This window comes from Chryseobacterium sp. AC405b, assembly GCF_979258685.1.
This window is the reverse complement of sequence record NZ_OZ409877.1, coordinates 2,414,543-2,435,662: the sequence shown is the minus strand read 5'-3', so window position 1 is coordinate 2,435,662 and position 21,120 is coordinate 2,414,543. Positions and strand designations below refer to the sequence as shown.

Annotated in this window: 16 protein-coding genes and 1 pseudogene; 4 read left to right on the top strand and 13 right to left on the bottom strand. The window is 34.4% G+C overall.

Annotation, left to right across the window (positions count from 1 at the left end; genetic code table 11):
• Nucleotides 1-51: 51 nt before the first annotated feature.
• Nucleotides 52-2,587 (bottom strand): annotated as a pseudogene (locus ACZZZA_RS11635) (phosphoenolpyruvate carboxylase).
• 385 nt (nucleotides 2,588-2,972) lie between these two features.
• Between ACZZZA_RS11635 and ACZZZA_RS11630 the strand changes: the two are divergent.
• The 4 genes from ACZZZA_RS11630 to ACZZZA_RS11615 all read left to right on the top strand — a co-directional run bounded on the left by ACZZZA_RS11630 (nucleotide 2,973) and on the right by ACZZZA_RS11615 (nucleotide 5,893).
• Nucleotides 2,973-3,251 carry a hypothetical protein gene (locus ACZZZA_RS11630; RefSeq protein WP_463431922.1) on the top strand — a complete coding sequence of 93 codons (279 nt, stop codon included), beginning with the start codon at nucleotides 2,973-2,975 and terminating at the stop codon, nucleotides 3,249-3,251.
• 113 nt (nucleotides 3,252-3,364) lie between these two features.
• Nucleotides 3,365-4,528 carry an iron-containing alcohol dehydrogenase gene (locus ACZZZA_RS11625; RefSeq protein WP_463431920.1) on the top strand — a complete coding sequence of 388 codons (1,164 nt, stop codon included), beginning with the start codon at nucleotides 3,365-3,367 and terminating at the stop codon, nucleotides 4,526-4,528.
• Nucleotides 4,529-4,706: 178 nt separating this feature from the next.
• A complete protein-coding gene (locus ACZZZA_RS11620; protein WP_463431918.1) occupies nucleotides 4,707-5,165 on the top strand; it encodes a lipocalin-like domain-containing protein in 459 nt (152 codons plus the stop codon).
• A 71-nt stretch (nucleotides 5,166-5,236) separates the two neighbouring features.
• On the top strand, nucleotides 5,237-5,893 hold the full coding sequence (locus tag ACZZZA_RS11615) for a GDSL-type esterase/lipase family protein (protein WP_463431916.1): 657 nt from the start codon (nucleotides 5,237-5,239) through the stop codon (nucleotides 5,891-5,893).
• 204 nt (nucleotides 5,894-6,097) lie between these two features.
• On the opposite strand, the gene ACZZZA_RS11610 is transcribed toward ACZZZA_RS11615, so the two are convergent.
• The 12 genes from ACZZZA_RS11610 to ACZZZA_RS11555 form a co-directional block, all read right to left on the bottom strand.
• Nucleotides 6,098-7,450, bottom strand: a complete 1,353-nt coding sequence (locus ACZZZA_RS11610; RefSeq protein ID WP_463431914.1) for a DEAD/DEAH box helicase — start codon at nucleotides 7,448-7,450, stop codon at nucleotides 6,098-6,100.
• 187 nt (nucleotides 7,451-7,637) lie between these two features.
• Nucleotides 7,638-9,281 carry an ABC1 kinase family protein gene (locus ACZZZA_RS11605; RefSeq protein WP_463431912.1) on the bottom strand — a complete coding sequence of 548 codons (1,644 nt, stop codon included), beginning with the start codon at nucleotides 9,279-9,281 and terminating at the stop codon, nucleotides 7,638-7,640.
• 81 nt (nucleotides 9,282-9,362) lie between these two features.
• The gene (locus ACZZZA_RS11600; RefSeq protein WP_463431910.1) at nucleotides 9,363-10,064 is read right to left on the bottom strand and encodes a hypothetical protein; all 702 of its coding nucleotides are present in this window, start codon (nucleotides 10,062-10,064) and stop codon (nucleotides 9,363-9,365) included.
• 65 nt (nucleotides 10,065-10,129) lie between these two features.
• On the bottom strand, nucleotides 10,130-10,966 hold the full coding sequence (pheA, locus tag ACZZZA_RS11595; protein ID WP_463431908.1) for a prephenate dehydratase: 837 nt from the start codon (nucleotides 10,964-10,966) through the stop codon (nucleotides 10,130-10,132).
• Nucleotides 10,967-11,053: 87 nt separating this feature from the next.
• Nucleotides 11,054-12,583: a glutamine-hydrolyzing GMP synthase gene (guaA, locus tag ACZZZA_RS11590; protein ID WP_463431906.1), complete on the bottom strand. Its 1,530-nt coding sequence runs from the start codon at nucleotides 12,581-12,583 to the stop codon at nucleotides 11,054-11,056.
• Nucleotides 12,584-12,812: 229 nt separating this feature from the next.
• Entirely contained in the window at nucleotides 12,813-14,051 is a 1,239-nt protein-coding gene (purD, locus tag ACZZZA_RS11585) for a phosphoribosylamine--glycine ligase (protein WP_463431904.1), read from the bottom strand.
• 83 nt (nucleotides 14,052-14,134) lie between these two features.
• Nucleotides 14,135-15,649, bottom strand: a complete 1,515-nt coding sequence (purH, locus tag ACZZZA_RS11580; protein ID WP_463431903.1) for a bifunctional phosphoribosylaminoimidazolecarboxamide formyltransferase/IMP cyclohydrolase — start codon at nucleotides 15,647-15,649, stop codon at nucleotides 14,135-14,137.
• A gap of 477 nt (nucleotides 15,650-16,126) precedes the next feature.
• A complete protein-coding gene (gene purN / locus ACZZZA_RS11575; protein WP_463431902.1) occupies nucleotides 16,127-16,690 on the bottom strand; it encodes a phosphoribosylglycinamide formyltransferase in 564 nt (187 codons plus the stop codon).
• Between the two features lie 78 nt (nucleotides 16,691-16,768).
• Complete coding sequence (gene purM / locus ACZZZA_RS11570; protein WP_463431900.1) at nucleotides 16,769-17,761, bottom strand: phosphoribosylformylglycinamidine cyclo-ligase; 993 nt, start codon at nucleotides 17,759-17,761, stop codon at nucleotides 16,769-16,771.
• A gap of 251 nt (nucleotides 17,762-18,012) precedes the next feature.
• Nucleotides 18,013-18,564, bottom strand: coding sequence for an NADPH-dependent FMN reductase (locus tag ACZZZA_RS11565; RefSeq protein ID WP_463431898.1), 552 nt, complete (start codon nucleotides 18,562-18,564; stop codon nucleotides 18,013-18,015).
• Between the two features lie 121 nt (nucleotides 18,565-18,685).
• On the bottom strand, nucleotides 18,686-19,414 hold the full coding sequence (locus tag ACZZZA_RS11560) for a pirin family protein (protein ID WP_463431896.1): 729 nt from the start codon (nucleotides 19,412-19,414) through the stop codon (nucleotides 18,686-18,688).
• Between the two features lie 314 nt (nucleotides 19,415-19,728).
• Nucleotides 19,729-21,114 (bottom strand): MFS transporter, encoded by a 1,386-nt coding sequence (locus ACZZZA_RS11555; protein ID WP_463431894.1) that lies wholly within the window; start codon nucleotides 21,112-21,114, stop codon nucleotides 19,729-19,731.
• Nucleotides 21,115-21,120: the final 6 nt, after the last annotated feature.

Genomic DNA, 21,120 nt, shown 5'->3' with positions numbered 1-21,120 from the left:
CAAATAAAGCCTTCCAATCAGAAGGCTTTATTTATCTAAAAAGTGAATCACTTATGCCGAATTCCTGCTCGCATTAATATTCCCAAAAAGTGACCTTGTCACCAGTTTTTCATAAGCCTCTTTATTACCTTCCCCTTTCTGAATTTTCATTAAAGCATATTGCTGAATACTCAACAAAGGAAGTACAATTTTCTCCCGAATTTTAACTGATTTTCTTGATAAAGGATCTTCTTCCTGAAGCATTTTAAATCCTGTTAATTCAAGCATAATATCTTTTGAAAGATTATACTCGCTGAATAGCACATTCCAGAATTCACCAAATTTAGGGTTGTTTTTGATGTAATACGTCAATGGGAAATAAGATTTATTCATACTCATCATCGAGTTTAAAACTAAAGTTTTAAAGAAATCTGAACCTCTGTATAATTCTCTCACTTCATCAAATCTGCCCTCTTCTTTTAATTGTTGCATCGCAAAACCAAAACCAAAGAACCCCGGAACATTTTGTTTTAACTGAGACCAGGATCCCACAAATGGTATTGCTCTCAAATCTTCAAACTTCAACTCATTTCCGCCACCCCGTTTAGACGGTCGGCTTCCAATATTGGTTTTCCCGTAATATTCAAGTGTACTCATTTCCTGTAGATAGGGCACAAACATCGGGTGCGCTTTTAGATCTGAATATTTTTTATAACTGATATTTGCTAATTCAAGGATTAATGCTCTTTCTTTTTCCGTTAAATCTTTTTTTGAATTTTTAAACACATCATTTTCAATTCCGGCAGTCAGTAATTGTTCAAAATTGTATTTTGCCTGTTCTTTATTTCCAAAAATGCTGGTGATTGTCTGCCCCTGAATCGTTAGCTCAATTTTATTATTGGCAATTGTTTTCCCTTGAGAAGCATAGAAATCATGTGTTTTCCCGCCACCTCTCGCAGGAGGACCCGCCTCTACCGTCAAAAAAGACAACCTTTATTCCGTTTTGTTCTGATAATTTGGTGAGAACTTCCTTTGCTTTATAAATTTCCCAGTTCGCCTTAAGATAACCTCCGTCTTTGGTTCCGTCTGAAAAGCCAAGCATGATCGTCTGTTGATTTCCTCGTCTTTCAAGATGCTTTTGATATGTTGGGTTTTGGTACAATTCGGTCATCACACTTTCTGCATTATCAAGACCTTCCATGGTTTCAAAAAGCGGAACAATATCCATATTGATTTCATCATCGTTATATCCTGAAATTTTGAAAAACGCATAAACATTCATAACATCTTTCACGGCATCAGAATTAGAAATAATATATCGGTTCATCCCCCGGTTTCCGTTGGCAAACTGAATATCTTTTATCTGTGCGACATTGATTAAAGTATCTTTCACAATATCATCAAAATCATCGGAATTTATTTTTTCCGAAACCTGAATTAATTGATTAAATTTCTCTTCGTTACTCACTGCAGATTCACCGAATTTAGATTGATAAACATCATCAATTACCTGCTGATGAATTCTGCTGTCCTGTCTTATATCTAAAGTCGCAAAGTGAGTTCCGAAGATCTTCACACGGTCTTTGAAATTTTCAAGCTGATCAAGAAACAGAGAATTGTGTTGTTCAACCAATATTTTTTCAGCTTCATGTAATCTTTTGAGAATATCTTCAGCGGTAATTCTTTCATTTCTAAAAATCGCAGTGTACAATTCGGCGCTCAACAATCCCAAAACTTCTGAAACTCCTCTGAAACTCAATCTTCTTCTTACATCTTTTAAATTTCCGTAGTACGATTTTAAAATAGCAGAACGCAGTTCTTCAGAAACTCTTTTTGTTACATCAGCTGTTACAAAAGGATTTCCGTCTCTGTCTCCACCCGGCCAAAACCCAAGCTGAATCAAATCTTCATGCAAATGAAAATGTCCGTTACCAAAAGTCTTTTTGATTGTTGTAAACAGTTCGCCAATGCTATCATAATATACATATCTCAGATAATGAATGATGCTCAAGGCTTCATCAATCGGCGTTGGCTTTTCTTTGTTTACAAAAGGTGTTTTACCTAATTGCTGCAAAAGCATATCAATATTGGTAATTGAATCATCGGTGATTGATTTTCTCAAATCATGTAAAATTCTCTGTACAGAACTTGGGTAAAACTGTGTAGGGTGAGCTGTAAAAACTACTTTCACCGTAAAATCTCTCAATTTTTCCCGTACTTTCTCCAGTTTATGATCCTGTAAAGAGCGTTCAAAAAGATTGGTAACTGTTCCGCTGTCGCTTTCAGAATGCAAATTTGGAAAAGCAGCATCTTCAATACTATCAAACAAAACCACCTGTCTTTCAATATACTGAATAATTTTAAACAGCAACTCCAGTTTTTGTTCCTCGGTTTTTAAATCGGTATGATTGGTAAAGAATTCTTCTACAATATCTTCCGGCGTTTTCCCTGCCTGATAACCTTCTTTGCTTTCTTCATAAAGAAATGGAAGTAACATCCCGATATTGGTCATTTTGTCATAAGGCAGGCTCATAAATAATGAGTTGTAGATCTGAAATTTATTCTCTACAATCTGCCTGAATTTTTCTGCGCGCTGGTCGTGTCTCATATAACAAATGTAATAGATTTTAAATGTATTTTGGATAAATTAACTTTAAATTATCCTGATTTTAACAAAAAAAATATCAATACAATCGATTACAATCATCATAATATCTTACGATTTGAGAAAAACTGAAATATTTTGTAAGAGAGAAAATCAATTTCAATATTATATCATGATTGTTCATATTCATCATATTAAAACTGAGTTAGAAATCAACAATAAATGATTTATATCATAAATAATTACTTTTATTTGAATTTATCTATAGATTAAAACGTTTATTATAAGATATTTAAAAAAAAATTAGAGATTAAAATAATCTACACATAGGGAATTGTTAAAGAGAATAGCACAATATTTGTTTACTGTTTCTTAATAATTTTTAAGAATGCAAAAGAAAATACTTTCAGATCAAAGTCTTGAAGAGCTTAAAGTCAATAAGAAAAAATATAATACCCGAATGATCATTCATACAGTAATACTCCTTATTCTTACAGGAGTTGCTGTATATTTTACGATGACAGAAAGTTTTACAATCTACACATTTCTTCCAATCGTTTACATTCCTTTCTTCATTTTTGCCCTGCTCAAACTGAAAAGAATAAATGACGAAATTAAAGTGAGAGAGAGACATATTTTTCTTCAGAGAAAAAATAATAATTTTTAATCTCTGAAAAACACAATAGTTTTCATAAAATTCAATCATACAAACTTTAAAATTCTAAGCATTAAAATATCGTCAATCAATCCGTAAATTTGGCTTTAAATAAATTCAGAACAATGCTTAATTTCGAGTTAAAAAATCCAACTAAAATACTTTTCGGTAAAGGCGAGATCGCTAAAATTTCAAAAGAAGTGCCGCAAGATGCAAAAGTGTTGATGGTTTATGGTGGCGGAAGCATCAAAACCAATGGCGTTTATGATCAGGTAAAAGATGCCTTAAAAAACCATTATGTTGAAGAGTTTGGTGGAGTTCCTGCCAATCCTGAGTATGAAGTTTTAGTAAAAGCTTTACAATTGATCAAAGAAAACAACATTACCTATTTACTCGCCGTAGGAGGTGGTTCTGTAATTGATGGTGTGAAATTTTTATCAGCGGCAGCCAATTACGATGGTGAAGCCTGGGAAATTTTGACAAAACCGGTGAGAACTTTAGAAGGTGAAGGAATGCCTTTCGGAACTATCCTCACCTTACCTGCAACCGGCTCAGAAATGAATTCGGGATACGTGATCTCAAGAAGAGAGACCAAAGAAAAATTATCATCCGGAGGTCCCGGCTTGTTTCCTCAGTTTTCGGTTTTAGATCCTGAAGTCATACAATCAATTCCAAAAAAACAAATCGCAAACGGAATTGCCGATGCTTACACGCATGTTTTAGAACAATACATGACATCTCCATCTTCAGCTGATCTGCAGGAAAGAATTGCAGAAAGCATTTTGATCAGTTTACAAGAAACAGCACCTAAAGTAATGGCTGACAATTTTGATTATAATGCTGCCGGAAACTTCATGTGGTGTTGCACCATGGCTTTAAATGGCTTAATACAAAAAGGTGTAATGACCGATTGGGCAGTTCACGCTATGGGACATGAGCTTACTGCTTACTACGGAATCGATCATGCAAGAACACTAGCTGTGATTGCGCCTTCTCATTACCGTTATAATTTTGAAACTAAAAAAGAGAAGCTGGCTCAATATGCAGAAAGAGTATGGAAAATTACTGAAGGAACCTTAGAAGAAAAAGCAGAAGCAGCCATCAAAAAGATGGAAGAATTTTTCCATAGTTTAGGAATTCAAACAAAACTTTCAGATTATACAGAAGATTACCAAAATACGGCAGAACGTATTGAAAAGACCTTTAAAGAAAGAAATTGGCTAGGTTTGGGCGAATATAAAAATCTTACACCTCAAGATGTCTACAAGATTGTAGAAATGAGTTATTAAGTAGAATGATATAGTTGAGAGCTCAAAGTCTTTGAAATTTGTTAAGATCAATAACTGCTGATTTCATCCTTCATGCTCAAGAATTATCTTTTTTACAAACATTAGTTTAAAAAACCTTTATTTCATTATAAATATTTCAAATTTATTTATATTTTAGCATATTATTAAATTTGTGAAAATGAAAAAATATTTGCTTTTATTTGCCTTTTCGGCCTTGGCGCTGAGTTCTTGTGAAGATGATGATATTCAAAACTATGAATTGGATATGCTAAAAGGTGAATGGAAGATGACAAAACAGGAAGTAATTTCCGGTGCAGACAACAAAACTGTAATTTCTACTGATGTTCCTACAGGATGCAGTGCAAAAAGCATCACCGAATTCAGAATCGATTATTATGCTGCATACACTGCAGTTACCGGTATAGGAGCAAGCTGTACAAGCAGCAAAACAGAAGGTAAATATTCTTACGATTCAGAAAAGAAAGAACTAATCATTCAGTATGACAATGATTTGCCAAGAATGTATAAAGTTATTATCCTGAGCAGTACAGAAATGCGATTTATGACAATGTTTGACAATATTGACCAAGACGGAGATCAGGTCATTGATTTTACGTATTTAAATTACGTCAGATAAATTAACAGACTCCCGAACATTTCGGGAGTTTTTTTATTCTATTTATTTCCCAGAATAAAATTAACAAAACAATGAAGAAGATTTTCTCAGCATTTTTATTGCTTACATTTACTATTATTTTTTCACAAGAAAAAAAACCAATGTTCTGGCAGGAAATTCAGGATTTCAATACATTAAATTCAGAATATACACCTCTAAAAAACGCCATTCTATTAATTGGAAGTTCTTCTTTCACAAAATGGCAAGACGTTTCAGAGTATTTTCCGGGAAAAACAATTATTAACAGAGGGTTTGGAGGATCACGGTTGACAGATTTGAGTTATTATTCCGAAGATTTATTAAATCCCTATCAGCCAAAACAAATTATCATCTATTGTGGCGAAAATGATTTTGCTGATGATGCTAAATTGAAAGCTGATGTTGCCGTTGACAGATTTAAAACCTTTTACACCAAGATAAGAGCAAAATTTCCTCAAATTCAGATTGATTTTGTTTCAATAAAATATTCTCCCAGTCGAGAAAGCCTTTGGCCGCAGATGAAAGAAGCAAACAAAAAGATTGCCCAATTTATGAAAGAGGAAAAAAATGCAGATTTTATAGACATCACAAAAGTAATGAATGATGCCAGTGGAAAGGTAAGGAAAGATCTTTTTGTGGAAGATATGCTGCATATGACTCCAAAAGGTTATCAGCTTTGGGCAAAGGTGATGAAACCTTATATGAAATAAAACTATAAAATTAAATTACGAGCAAGAGTTTCGGGTTATTTTGTAGATTGTATTTCAAAATTTAATCCTATACATTTTGATGATTATTGGGAATCCTCAATCCATCCTGATTTCTCACGATTTCATTCAAAGTGATGATGAATTATATTTTTAAAAATGATTAAAAACAAAAAGCGATTCCAAAATTTGAAATCGCTTTTATTTTTATTTCTTTCTCTTTGATTTAGAGATTGCTTTCTGTTGTGATCTGTTGGCTCCGAATTTTTTAGGTTCTTTTCTTTTTGACGGTCCGCCCCAGTTTTCCTTTTTGTTTTTATCTTTCTTTTCGTGAAATGCTCCTCCACCATCGTATAATTTGGCTTGTGCAGGATTCTTCATCAGAATTACATCTTCTTCAGAGGCAATCTTTTTAGGATTGATCTTAACTTCAGCAGGAAAATCGATGTATCTTAATTCTTTATCCATCAATAATTCAATATCAAGTACCAAAGTTTCTTCTTTTTTAGCAACAAATGTGATGGCTTTACCGTCTTTATCTGCTCTACCTGTTCTACCTATTCTGTGAATGTACTGTTCAGGAACTTCCGGAGTTTCGAAATTGATTACATGTGTAATGTTTGAAATATCCAAACCTCTCGCCATAACGTCAGTCGTGATCAAACCTCTGATTTCTTCTTTTTCAAAGCTTTTCATGGCTTTCAATCTGTAGTTTTGAGATTTGTTGGAGTGAATTACATCAAATTCTTCCGGGAAAAGCTCATCTATTTTGGTAAGCAATAAATCTGCGTTCTTCTTATTGTTTGTGAAAATCAAAACTTTAGACATATCTTCATTGTTTTTCAACAAATGTTCAAGCAAATTGATTTTTGTATTAAAGTTCTCAACTTTGTAAGCCGTCTGATCAATTTTCTCAAGCGGCGTTCCAGATTTTGCTAACGAAATTTCTATTGGTCCTGCAAAATACTGATCCAACATTTCGTCTACCGCTTCTGTCATGGTTGCAGAAAAAAGAATATTCTGTCTTTTTTCTCTCATCATCTCAAAAATGTGCGTCAACTGTGGTCTGAAACCCAGGTTCAGCATTTCGTCAAACTCATCAATGATTAACTTCTGAACTTCTCTTAACGAGATTGCATTATCAATGGCTAAATCCATAATTCTACCCGGAGTTCCTACCAAAATATCGCAACCGTCATTAAATAAAAGCTTTTGCGTATTGATATTTTTTCCACCATAAATTCCGATTACTCTTGCAGTGATGTTTTCTGTCAGTTTTTCTACGATTTCTGTTACCTGAACCACCAATTCTCTTGTTGGAACCAAAACAACAACTGTAGGATTTCCTGTTTTATTGTATTTCCAGGTCTTCAAAACCGGCAAAAGATAAGCTAAGGTTTTACCTGTTCCCGTTTGTGCAATTCCCATCACATCTCTTCCGGACAGGATAGGTCCGATACTTTTCTCCTGAATTGGAGTAGGCTCAAATAAATTTAAATCTGCTAAAACATCAAGAACTTTTACCGGAAGGTCAAAGTCTGCAAAAGTGAGTTTTTCCATTTTGCAAAGATAGGCAATTAATTGGATTGACTTTTATGGTTGAAAAATTGATATTTGATGCTCCTTCAATCGAATTTAAATAAGAATATTTCTCATTCCAAGGAGTCTAGAAAAATATTTCAGCTATGTGAAGATTCCTTAAGAATGACACATTGAATAGCTATTTAATCTTACTATCTGCACAAAACTATTTCCTTGTAATTCTCAATAAAAGAACAACTATCAGAAAAACAGAAAATATAAATCCTAAAACCGCAATCAGAGACATTTCTCCAATTCTGGGTCCTGATTCTGAAACAAAAACGATTGCTGTAGCGATAATATTTGCGCCTAAAATCATTGCTAAGATTAAATTGACAATGCTTGATTTGATCAGCTGATTGGTTTTTTCAATATTTTTAATTTCGCTGGAAATGGTAAATTTATCATCGTCCAATTTCTGCAAAACAGAACGGAGTTTTTTTGGAATTTCATCTAAGTTATCGGTGAAATTCATCATTTTGTCCATACCTGACTGGAGAAGTTTTTTTGGACTGATTTTTTTCTTCAGTATTTTTTTGGTGTAAGGATGAAGACTTTTTACAATATCAAGATCAGGATTGATGGTTCTTCCAACACCTTCTATCAAACCAATTCCTTTGAATAAAAGATAAAAATAATCCGGCATGTACAATCTGTTTTCTTTCAAAACATCTTTCATTTTATTCATAATGACCTGCGGATCAATATCTTTTAAGGAAGTACTGTGAACAAAACTTACAACTTCCTGCACATCATTTTCAAATCTCTTTTCATCAGGAATTTCGTAGCTGACTGCCATCTTCTTGAGGTAACGAACTATTTTATTGGAATTTTTTGCCACAAAAGCAACGATTAAACTTTCAAGAATTTCTTTATCGTTAGGCTGAATTTTTCCCACTGCACCAAAATCAATAAAAACAACTTTTCCATCTCTCTTTACCAGAATATTTCCGGCGTGCGGATCTGCGTGGAAAAAACCGTAATCTAAAATTTGGGAAACAAAAAGTCTTAAACCTTCTTCGGAAACAACAACCGGATCGATGTTATGTTTTAATAATTCATCTTTGTCAGTAACTTTAATCCCGTCAATAAATTCCATGCAAAGAACATTATTGTTGGAAAACTCATCATAAATGACCGGAACATAAGTTTCTTTATTGTTCTTAAAATTTAGAGCGAATTGTTTGATATTATTTCTTTCATTCACTAATGAAACTTCTTCTAATAAAGACTTTTCAAAAGTTGTGATGGCTTGTTTTAAGTTAAGTTTCGAACCAATTTCAGAATAGGTTGAAATGAGTTTTATCAAATCTTTAATGAGAAGCAAATCATCTTCAATCACACTGAGAACATCAGGCTTTTTTATTTTCAAAATAACTTCTTCACCAGAAATTAAAGTGGCTCTGTACACCTGTGCAATCGAAGCTGTTGCTAAAGGTTTGGTAATAATTTCAGAAAAACAGTCTTGAATTGAAATATTAAATTCATTTTCAAGAATTTCTTTAACATTCATATCGATTACTTCTACCCGATCCTGAAGTTTTTGTAGCTCCTGAATTAATTCCGGTGGAAGCAGATCTTCACGATTGCTGAATGTCTGTCCGAGTTTCACAAACGTAGGTCCCAATTCTTCCAAAACCAATCGAATTCTTTCGTAAACGGTTCCTTTTGAAATAATTTCATCAGATTGAGTAGAACTTTCTTCCGGTTTTTTGCCCATTCTGGCAATCATATCTTTAAATCCGTATTTGCTTAAAACGGATATGAGCCGGGCAGATCTTTTCAGCTTTCGCTGCTGTTTGTCAAACATAATTTTGAGGATGAATTGAATTGCAAAGTAACGTCAAAAATTATTCCTATTGAAAAGTACACTGGAATTATCCAGATATTTTTATATCACTTTAAAACCTGTCAAGACCAATAATAAAATATTAAATCCCAAAATTACCCAGAAGAACAATTTGCTAGGTTCAGAAATATTTTTCAGCTGATCGATGATTTTCACTTTAATAATTTCAGTAAAATTTACGTTTTCGTCTTTGAAATCAATTTCGTTCAGGTCAATTTTTTTAAAACCAAAAGTGATGATTTTCTTCAGCCATTTATTTTGTTTTGAATCTCTTATTTCCTGCAAAATTCTCAACTGTAACTTAGTTTTGTCTACACCTTGTCTGAACAATTCCGGTTGATGCTCTCTTACTTTTAAAAGTATTTTATCAATAATAGGAAACAACAAATTTTCGCCTTTATCAGAAATCAGACGGTTGATCGTTTTAAACATGACGTATTTATTTCCCATTGAAAATAGTAAAAACGGACTGGCCATCATACTTAATACCGTCAAACCAAAAGCAAATGGTCGTTGAATGAAAAGTACAACAATGGCAGCTTCGCCATCTGAATGAAGGGATCCGCTGCCATTTGAATAGGTCTGTCGGATCATGATAATTATTGTCGCCACACAGAGAATTGCAATGGAGAATTGTGCGATCAAATTTATTTTTAAAAAGCTCAGGGTTGCACTTCCGAAAAGCTTTGCAAAATATTTGAAATCTTCATTAATGAAACTTTTCTGTTTTTCTTTAATCATCATGTGTGTGAATTTTGTTATTTAAAAATAAGAATAATTGTACACATTAAAACAATTTTCATAAGAAATTATTCATAAAAAACATATTCATCATAATGTCCTAAAAACTTCACATTACAGCCTAAAGCAATAATCTCGTCGATGGCATTTTGAGACAGTACATTATGCCATTCACTGGCGACATTAATAAAGAAAAAGTAATTTCCCAAACCGGTTTTCAAGGTTCGGCTTTCAATTTTTGAGAGATTCATTCTTCTCCAGGCAAAAACGGAAAGTACCTGATGAAGACCTCCTGCATGATCTTCGGGAAGTGTAATGATAAGAGATGTTTTTTCAGAAATTTGTGGCAAATTAAGTTTTACACTTTCTTTCTTTTTTGAAATCACGATAAACTTGGTGTGATTCTGTTCAAAATCCTGAATATTTTCATGAATGATTTTTAAACCATACAACTTTGCTGAATATCGGTTGGCAACTGCCGCCCATTTTTCACTTGGATTTTCAGAAACTAATTTTGCGGCTGCGGCTGTTGAACTGTAATCCTGTGACTGAATATTTTTATCATGGTCATATCTGAAATGAAAAGTCTGCGCTAAAGCCTGCGGATGTGATATTATCTTTTCAAATGTTTCATTATCCGGATGAATCATCAGGTGATGTGCAATTGGCATTACGAGTTCAGTTTCAATAAATACATCAAAATCATAGAGATAATCGAGCGTCATTGAAACCGTGCCTTCAATAGAATTTTCTAAAGGAACGACTGCCTTATCTACTTCATTATTTTTCACGGCATTGAAACAATCTAAAATACTCGATTGAGGAATTAACTCTTCATTAGGAAAAATCTGAGATGTTGCCAATTGAGTGAAACTTGCCTGTGGACCGAGGTACGCTATCTTCATTGAACAAATGTAGAAAATAATATTAAAAATCAGTAACAAAAAAAACCAGCCTCGAAAAGCTGGTTTATATTCAATTTTAAATCAAGATTATTCCCACTCAATCGTTGCAGGTGGTTTGCTTGAAATATCGTAAGCTACTCTGTTGATTCCTCTTACTTCGTTAATAATTCTGCTAGAAACGGTATCTAAAAAATCATACGGAAGTCTGCTCCAGGTTGCCGTCATAAAGTCGATGGTGTTGGCAGAACGAACTACTGCTGTGTATTCATACGTTCTTTCGTCACCCATAACTCCGACAGATTTTACGGGGAGAAGAACTACAAATGCCTGAGAAACTTTCTCATACAAATCATTTTTGTATAATTCTTCGATGAAAATATCATCAGCTTCCTGAAGGATTTTTACTTTTTCAGCATCAACCTCTCCCAAAATTCTGATTCCCAAACCTGGACCAGGAAACGGATGTCTGTGCACCAAATGATGAGGAATACCCAATTCTTCACCCACTTTTCTTACTTCGTCTTTGAACAATTCTCTTAATGGCTCAAGAAGTTCAAATTCCATTTCTTCGGGAAGTCCGCCAACATTGTGATGAGATTTGATTACCGCTGAAGGTCCGTTTACAGACTGACTTTCGATCACATCCGGATAAATGGTTCCCTGAGCTAAGAATTTTGCCCCTTCAATTTTATGAGACTCTTCATCAAAAACATGAATAAATTCGTTTCCGATGATTTTTCTTTTTTGCTCTGGATCGTTGATTCCTGCTAATTTTGATAAAAATCTTTCTTTAGCATCAACCAATTTGATGTTCATATGGAAATGTTCTCCATAATTTTCCATTACTTTTACGTCTTCGTCTTTTCTCAACAATCCTGTGTCTACGAAGATGCACTGCAGCTGATCACCGATTGCTTTATGAATCAAAACGGCAGCTACCGAAGAATCTACTCCTCCTGAAAGACCAAGAATCACTTTATTGTCACCTACTCTTTCTTTGATTTCTGCTACTGTTTTTTCGATATAATTGGTCAGCTTCCAGTTTTTTTCTGCATCACAGATTGAGAACACAAAATTCTCCAGCATTTTTCCGCCTTCTTCTGTGTGAGAAACTTCAGGATGAAACTGTACGCAATAGATTTTTTTGTCTTCATTAGAAATCGAAGCGATTACACCAGATTTTGCATTTAGTTCAAAACCTACAGGCAATTTTCCTACTTCGTCAAAGTGGCTCATCCATACTACTGAATTTTGCGTCACTCCTTTTAACAGAGAAGATTCTTTGATAATATCCAGATGAGCTTTTCCATACTCACCTTTTTCACCTTTATTTACTTTTCCGCCTAAAAGATGTGCGGTTAACTGCATTCCGTAGCAAATTCCTAAAACCGGAATTCCCTGTTCGTACAATTCTTTTTCAACCAAATGGGCATTTTCTGCATTCACAGAGCTTGGTTCACCTGAAAGAATAATTCCTTTTGGCTGTTTTTCTAAAATTGTTGATAATGGCGTATTGAATGGTAAAATTTCAGAATATACACCCATCTCACGGATTCTTCTTCCGATAAGCTGGTTGTATTGAGATCCGAAATCTAATATGATAATACCGTTGTGCATTTTTTAAATGATGAATTATGAGTTATAAATTATGAGTTAATTTTTGGTTGTTAAAACATTGTGTCAATATAAAACTAAACTCAAATATTTTTAATGAAATCTAATATAAGTTTTGGCTAAAGCCAATTCTATCTTTAAACTTTTTTAAACCGGCTGAAGCCCGCTCTTATTGATGAAATCTTTACAAAAAAAGACTTGGAGAATTTCCAAATCTTTTTTGTGATTTTTATTAAAATTTCCCGATGTCTTCTCTGTAGAAACTGTAATCGAAATGAACGTGAAGTGCATCTTCATATACTTTCTTTCTTGCCTCGTCATAGGTAGCGCCGGTTGCAACTATATTCATCACCCGTCCTCCGTTAGAAACTATTTTGTCACCTTTCTTAACAGCTCCTGCACATAATATCTGACTGTGCTTAGCTTTTTCAATTCCGGTAATTTCAAATCCTGTTTCGATATTTCCAGGGTAACCTCCTGAACACATTACCAGACAAACAGCTTTTTCGTCTTTAAATTTAAGATTCAATTCTTTGCCGTCCATACAGTCATTGATCACATCCAGAATATTGTTTTCCATCAATGCCATTAAAACCTGAGTTTCAGGATCTCCGAATCTCATGTTGTATTCTAACAGGTAAGTACCGTTTTTAGTCACCATCAATCCGAAGAAAATGATTCCTTTAAAACTGAAACCTTCTGCCTTAAGACCTTTAAGAGTAGGTTCTAAAATATTTTTTTCAAAATCAGCTGTATGTACTGCTGTAAATTCCGGGCTTGGTGCTACCGAACCCATTCCGCCAGTGTTTGGTCCTTTGTCACCGTTTCCAGCTTTTTTATAATCTTTTGCAGCAATGCAAGGGAATATTTTGTCACCGTTTGAGAAAGCAATAATTGATGCTTCAAAACCTTGTAAAAATTCTTCGATAACCAAACGAATACCTGCATCACCATGAATTCTTCTGATCATAAAATCGTGGATTGTAGCTTCAGCTTCTTCTTTAGTATCACAAATAACAACTCCTTTTCCGCCTGCTAAACCACTTGCTTTAATCACTAAAGGATAATCCTGGGTCTGTACGTAAGCTTTCGCTTCGTTATAAGAATCAAAAACTACTGCTTTCGCTGTTTTGATATCATAGGTCTGCATAAACTTCTTAGAAAACGCTTTACTTCCTTCCAGACTTGCCACTTTTTGGTTCGGACCGAAAACTTTAAGATCGTGTTTCTTAAATTCATCCTTTAAACCAGCTACTAAAGGAGCTTCAGGACCTACAATCGTAAGATCTACTTTTTCTTTTATGGCGAAATCTCTTAATTCTTTAATCTCTGATAAATGAACATTCTGCCCGAATGAATCTGTAGATGCGTTTCCGTTAGCAAAAAACATTTTGGTAACTCTGTTGTCTTTATGAAGTTTCGCTGCTAATGCAGATTCTCTTCCACCTTCACCTATGATTAATATTCTCATACTTTAGTTATTTCTAGTCTAGTTTACAAATATATAATTTGAATGTTATAAATACAATCTTAAAACGCTATTTTAATTCAATTTTAATGAAAGAAATGTCTTACACCCGTGAACATCATTGGAATGTTGTGTTCGTTAGCAGCATCAATACTTTCCTGATCTTTTACGCTTCCTCCAGGTTGAATAATCGCCGTAATACCTTCCTGAGCACAGAAATCTACCACATCACGGAAAGGGAAAAATGCATCAGAAGCTAAAACAAGATCTCCTGTGAATTTTTCTTTTGCCCTTTCGATTGCCTGTTGCGTTGCCCAGATTCTGTTAACCTGTCCGCCACCAATTCCGAAAGCCTGGATACCGTTTGAAACAACAATTGCATTTGATTTCACATATTTTACCACTCTCTGAGAGAATAATAAAGCCTTTTTCTGCTCTTCCGTTGGTTGAGTTTCAGTAACTACTTTAATATCATCTGAGAAAATACTATCGTTATCCTGAACCAAGATTCCACCATCAACTTTCACCCAAGTTTGCTTATCTGAAACCGAGTTAACGATTTTTATAATTCTTAAATTTTTCTTTTTTCTTAAAACTTCTAAAGCATCCTCATCAAATTCCGGAGCCATGACAATTTCAAGGAAAGTTTTGTTTAATTCTTCAGCGGTTGCAGAATCAATTTTAAAGTTGGCAGCTACAATTCCACCGAAGATAGAAACCGGATCACATTCGAATGTTTTCTTATATGTTTCTAAAGCTGAAGTTCCGATTGCCACTCCACAAGGTGTAGAATGTTTTACAGCACAGCAAGCCATTTCTTCTTTAAATTCAGTTACCACTTTCCAGCACAGATCCATATCACGAAGGTTGTTGAATGATAATTCTTTCCCTCCCAACTGTTCGAAATCTTTCATGGCACCGTTTTCAAAAGTTGAAACGTAGTACGCTGCAGTCTGATGTGGGTTTTCTCCGTATCTTAGGTCTGAAACTTTCTTGTAAGAAGCACTTAAATACGTAGGATAATCTTCTTCTAAAAGCATTCTTGAGATCGCCGCATCGTACGCTGAAGTAAGATTAAATACTTTTCCTGCCAATCTTTTACGGGTTTCGATGAACGTGTCACCGTTTTGCTCCATTTCGATCTTTACTTTTTCGTAATCTTCAACGTCAGTGATTACCGTTACAGAATCGAAATTTTTAGCCGCTGAACGAAGCATTGAAGGACCTCCAATGTCGATGAATTCAACTTTTTCGTGTAATGAAATGTCTTTGTTTACATTTTCAAAAAACGGATACAAATTCACTATCACCATGTCGATCAAACCGATATTATGTTCCTGAACAGTTTTCATGTGTTCTTCGTTTGAACGAACCGCCAATAAACCGCCGTGAACTTTCGGGTGTAAAGTTTTTACCCTTCCGTCAAGCATTTCAGGAAAATCGGTAACCTCATCGATCTGGATTGGATTTAAACCAGCGTCTTTCAAATGTTTGAATGTCCCTCCTGTAGAAATCAATTCATAATTCTGGGATTCTAAAAACTGTGCGAATTCTGTTAATCCACTTTTGTCAGAAACACTGATCAAAACTCTCTTGCTCATAGATTTTTCATTTTTTTTAAGATCAAACCGCAAAAAATTGCGGTTTTTCACTCATTTTACTTGCCCTTTCGAGGCTTTTCACTTTTTACTTTTTACAGTTATTTCAAACTGTAGACCGGTTCTTTCACCTCCGATCTCTTACTTTTACTTAGATTTTTTACTTTTTCGAAATATTCTTTAATCAATCTAAGTGTGTCTTTATTTTTATTAAGAAATGCTTCGACAGGCTCAGCATGACCTTTATAGTACTCATCTTAATTTTGTAGCGTCTTCAGGTTGAGCTTGTCGAAGCCTTTTATCCTTGTTGAGAATCACCGTTTAAGACGTTGATTACTCAAATTTTGAATGTTTTAAACCACCCCGTCAAAAATTCTTTGAATTTTTGCCACCCCTCCAAAGGAGGGGAATTTTTATATCTCTAATACTAATTGTAGCTTTTCGGCTTCGTCAGGCTGAGCTTGTCGAAGCCTTTTATCACTAATTTCCTAATACTTTGTTTATTGCTATCGGGAAAATTTCATATTCAATTTTATGAACTTTTTCTGCTAACGTTTCGGGCGTGTCATTTTCTGTAACTTCGAATGATTTTTGGAGAATTGCTTCTCCTTCATCGATTCCTACCGTTACAAAATGTACGGTTGCTCCACTTTCTTTTTCTTTTGCTTCAATTACGGCATGATGAACGTGATGTCCCCACATCCCTTTTCCGCCGTATTTTGGAAGTAAAGCCGGGTGAATGTTAATGATTTTCCCTGCCCAACTCTCGACAAATTCAGGTTTGAGGATGGATAAAAATCCTGCCAATACGATTAAGTCTGTATTTTCTGGAATGATTTTACCCAATTCACTGCTGAAGTTTTTTCCTCTCGGAATCAACACTCTTTGTATGTTGTGGTTTTTTGCTCTTTCGAGTCCGTAACACTCTCTGTCGGCAACAACCAAAGATATTTTTGCATTCTGGATTTCTCCGTTATCAATGGTATCAATAATTCTCTGAAGATTGCTTCCTGAACCTGAAACAAGTATAACTAAGTTTTTCATTAATATTAGATAATAGATTTCAGATACTAGATTTCAGACTAAAAGTCTGTCGTCTGATATCTAAAATCTGATGTCTTTTTAGAATTTCAAATCTATTTTTTCGCTTCCTTCCGTGATCTCTCCAATTTCGTAAGCGTCATCTAGAAGATGAAGCACTTTCTCAGCGTGTTCCGGATCAACTACAATGATCATTCCTACCCCCATATTGAAGGTTCCAAACATCTCTTCACGAGCAATATTTCCTCTTTTTTCTAATTCTAACATCACGCTTGGAACCTGAATTTTTGATACCTCGATGGAAGCACACAATCCGTCTCCGATAATTCTTGGAATGTTTTCGTATAAACCGCCACCTGTAATGTGGGCAATTCCTGAAACTTCCACCTCTTCAATCACTTTGTGAATATCTTTGTAATATAGTCTTGTAGGCACTAAAAGTGTTTCGTACAAAGGCTTCCCTTCAAATTCTTCTTCAAAATTCGGGAATATTTTTCTTACCAGAGAAAATCCGTTTGAGTGAAATCCTGAACTTGGCAATGCAATAATTTTGTCTCCGGTTTTGATTTTTGAACCGTCTATAATCTGGTCTTTTTCAACGATTCCTACGCAGAAACCTGCAACGTCATAGTCTCCCGGCTGATACATTCCCGGCATTTCGGCAGTTTCACCACCAATCAATGCACAGTTGTTGTCTTTACAGGCTTTTACCATTCCTAAAACGATTTCTGCAGCAATTTCGGAATCTAATTTTCCGCAAGCTAAATAATCCAGAAAAAATAATGGTTTTGCGCCGTGACACAGGATGTCGTTGGCACACATTGCGAAACAGTCTACACCAATAGAATCGTATCTTTTTGAATCTAAAGCAACTTTAAGCTTTGTTCCTACTCCGTCAGTTCCTGAAACCAAAACAGGGTTTTTGTATCCTCCGATTTCATAAAAAGCACCGAAGCTTCCCAAATGATTCAATACATTGGAGTTGTGCGTTTCGCCCACCGCTTTTTTGATTTTATCAACGGTTTTGTAACCTTCTTCTTTGTCTACACCTGCAGATTTGTACGTATTGCTCATTATTATTTAGATTTTTAGATGCTAGATTTCAGATTACAGACTGACATCTTTTATCTTTTATATTAACTTTTAATTTGATTTAAAGAAAATAAAAAAGCCGACAATCTTGGTAGATTATCGGCTGATGTTTTATCTGAGAGTTTCAGAGTCCACAGTTTTTCCGTTATTTGAAAAACATTCTTTGAAAGTGGACTGAATCTTCATCTATTTTCTTTTTGCAAAGATATTAATTTTATGTTAATATTCAAATGCTATTTTTCTAAGATTATTTCAACTGCCGAAATCTTGTTTACTTTCTCACGTAACTCATTGTCTTTTTCTACGTTAGAAATTTTTTGATTTTCTTTATCAAATTGATCATTGAAAAAAGGAAGCGTAAAAGTGTCTACAATATTCCCACCATGTAAAGGGAAACGTTTTTCTGCCGCTTCTAAAACTCCTAGACCACCTCTTGCTCCGGGAGCTGTTGCCATTAGCAGCATAGGTTTTTCGTTCCAAACTGCTCTTTGTTTGATTCTTGAAGTCCAATCGAATACGTTCTTGAAAGCTGTAGAATACGTTCCGTTGTGCTCAGATAAAGAAACTAAAAGTACATCTGCACTGTCAATTTTTGATGCAAAATCAATGGCTTCCTGTGGAACTCCGCTTTCAACTTCTCTTTGATGTTTGTAGATTGGCATTTCAAAATCGTTCATATCTACGATTTCTATTTCTGCGTTGTCGAATAACGTTGTAGCATACGTTGCCAATTGCCTGTTGATTGATGTATCTGAATTGCTCCCTGCTATAGCTAGAATTTTCATTTATATATTGTTTTAAATTTAATTATTAAGTTGGATGACATTGAAACCACCCGTCTATATTCTTTGAATTTCGCCACCCCTCCAGAGGAGGGGAAATTTTGTGCTGCAAAAATATTATTATTTATTTTAAATATGCCGGTAAATCCATTGGAACTTCCATTAAAAGGATCTCGGTGTCTTCAACTGCTTCAATGTTAAAACTTTGGGTGTCCCAAATTCCTAAACCGTCTTTTTCGCTTAAAATTCTATCTCCTACTTTTGCGCTTCCTTTTAGTACAAATACATAAACGCCGTTTCCTTTTTTGTTGATGGTATAGTTTTTTCCATTTCCTTGGGTGAAATTGGCTAAATTGAACCATGCATCCTGATGAATCCAAACGCCATCGTCATTTTTATCGGGTGATAAAATCTGTTGGAAACCGTTGATTTTTTCACCGTCTTTAATGCTTTTCTGATCGTATCTCGGTTCTACATTTTCTTCTCTCGGGAAAACCCAGATTTGTAAAAATTTTACGGCTTCATCTTTATTTTGGTTGTATTCGCTGTGCATTACTCCTGTTCCTGCGCTCATCACCTGAATTTCACCTTTTCTGATAACAGCAGTTGTTCCCATAGAATCTTTATGTTCTAAGTTTCCTTCCAACGGAATGGAAATGATTTCCATATTTTTGTGAGGGTGTGTTCCGAAACCCATTCCCTGAGAAACGGTATCGTCATTTAAAACTCTCAACACTCCGAAGTTTGATCTTTCTCTGTTTTGGTACCCTGCGAAACTGAAAGTATGGTAAGAATTTAACCAACCGTGATCTGCGTGACCTCTTGAATCTGCTTTGTGATATACTGTTTTCATTGTAATTTTTTTTGATTATTTATAGTACAAATGTACATACAGTATGATTGTAAAATGTTGATGTAAGGTAAGAAGTGATTTTAAGTGTTAATTGTGAATAGTCTTTTTTTTGAAATGAATTTTTAAAACATTAAAATTTTAAGAATATTAAATTTTTGGCTAAAGCCAGCCATTTATATCAACAAGAAAGCGGACTAAAGTCCGCTCCTATTGAAACAATTATTGAAATAATTTTGAATTTTAATTAAAATAATTTCTAATTTCTAATTTCTAATTTCTAATTTCTAATTTCTAATTTCTAATTTCTAATTAAACTAAAAATGTACCTGCTGGATTTCCTCTTCAATTTCTTTTGGTGTTTCGTTTGCTTGATTTTTAATTAAAAACATAGTTACTGCGGCCGCAACTATCATACAAACACCTCCTACAAATACATAATCCATAGCCATATTTCCGAAAATTTGTTTTACAATAATACCACCAAAAATCACATTAACAATTTGAGGAATTACAATAAAGAAGTTGAATATTCCCATGTAGACCCCCATTTTTCTTTGTGGAATATAATCAATCAACATTGCATAAGGCATTGCCAAAATACTTGCCCAAGCAAATCCTAGTCCTACCATTGAAATCCAAAGCATTGAGGTATCTTTAATAAAAAACATAGAAATCAAACCTAAACCACCGCTTAATAATGCTAATGCGTGCGTTTGCTTTTTACCCAATATTTTTGCAATTGGAGATAGGAAAAAAGCAAATGGAATAGCAAATAAATTATATAAACCAAATAAGTGATTTTGTAAATCTCCTGCTTGATTAAATTTAACAGAGCTTCCATCTTCTGGAGGTAACCCAAAATGATGCGTTGCTATAGCACTTGTCGTAAAAACCCACATCGTAAATAAGGCAAACCAAGAAAAAAATTGAACTATACCTAATTTCTTCATTTGTAAAGGAATATTTCCGAAATCTTTATAAATATCAGAAAATTTCGAATGTTCTTGTACGATCTCTTTCTCACCCTCAAATTCTGCAAATTCTTTTGGAGAATATTCTTTGGTAGTAAAAATGGTATATATAATGGAAAGAATCAAAACTGCTGCTCCAATATAAAATGCATAAATTACATTATTTGCAACATATCCTTCCTGTGCAAAATTAGTTACTCCTAATTTTGTAAGCCAATTTGGCATTTCTGAACCAATAACTGCACCAATTCCTATTAATATTGTTTGAACCGAAAACCCTAAAGTTCCTTGATGTTTTGGCAACATATCTCCCACTAAAGCTCGGAAGGGCTCCATTGCTACATTAATAGAAGCATCCATCAATGCTAAAAAAACAACAGCTAAAAGCAAAACATTAGCTCCCATAAACTGAGTTACAGATGCAGCATTTGGTAAGAAAACTAAACCAATTGCACATAAAACCGCGCCTATTAAAAAGTAAGGTTTTCTACGACCAAGTGGACTCCAAGTATTATCTCCCATATGTCCAACAATGGGTTGAACAATCAATCCCATCAATGGTGCCACTAACCAAAACAATGGTAATTTATCTACTTCTGCTCCTAAATTTTGTAGAATTCTACTCGCATTACCATTTTGAAGCCCGAAAGCCATCTGGATTCCCAAAAATCCCATGCTCATGTTGATGATCTGAGCCATAGACAGATTTGGTTTTGTTTTTTTTGTCATTGTGTT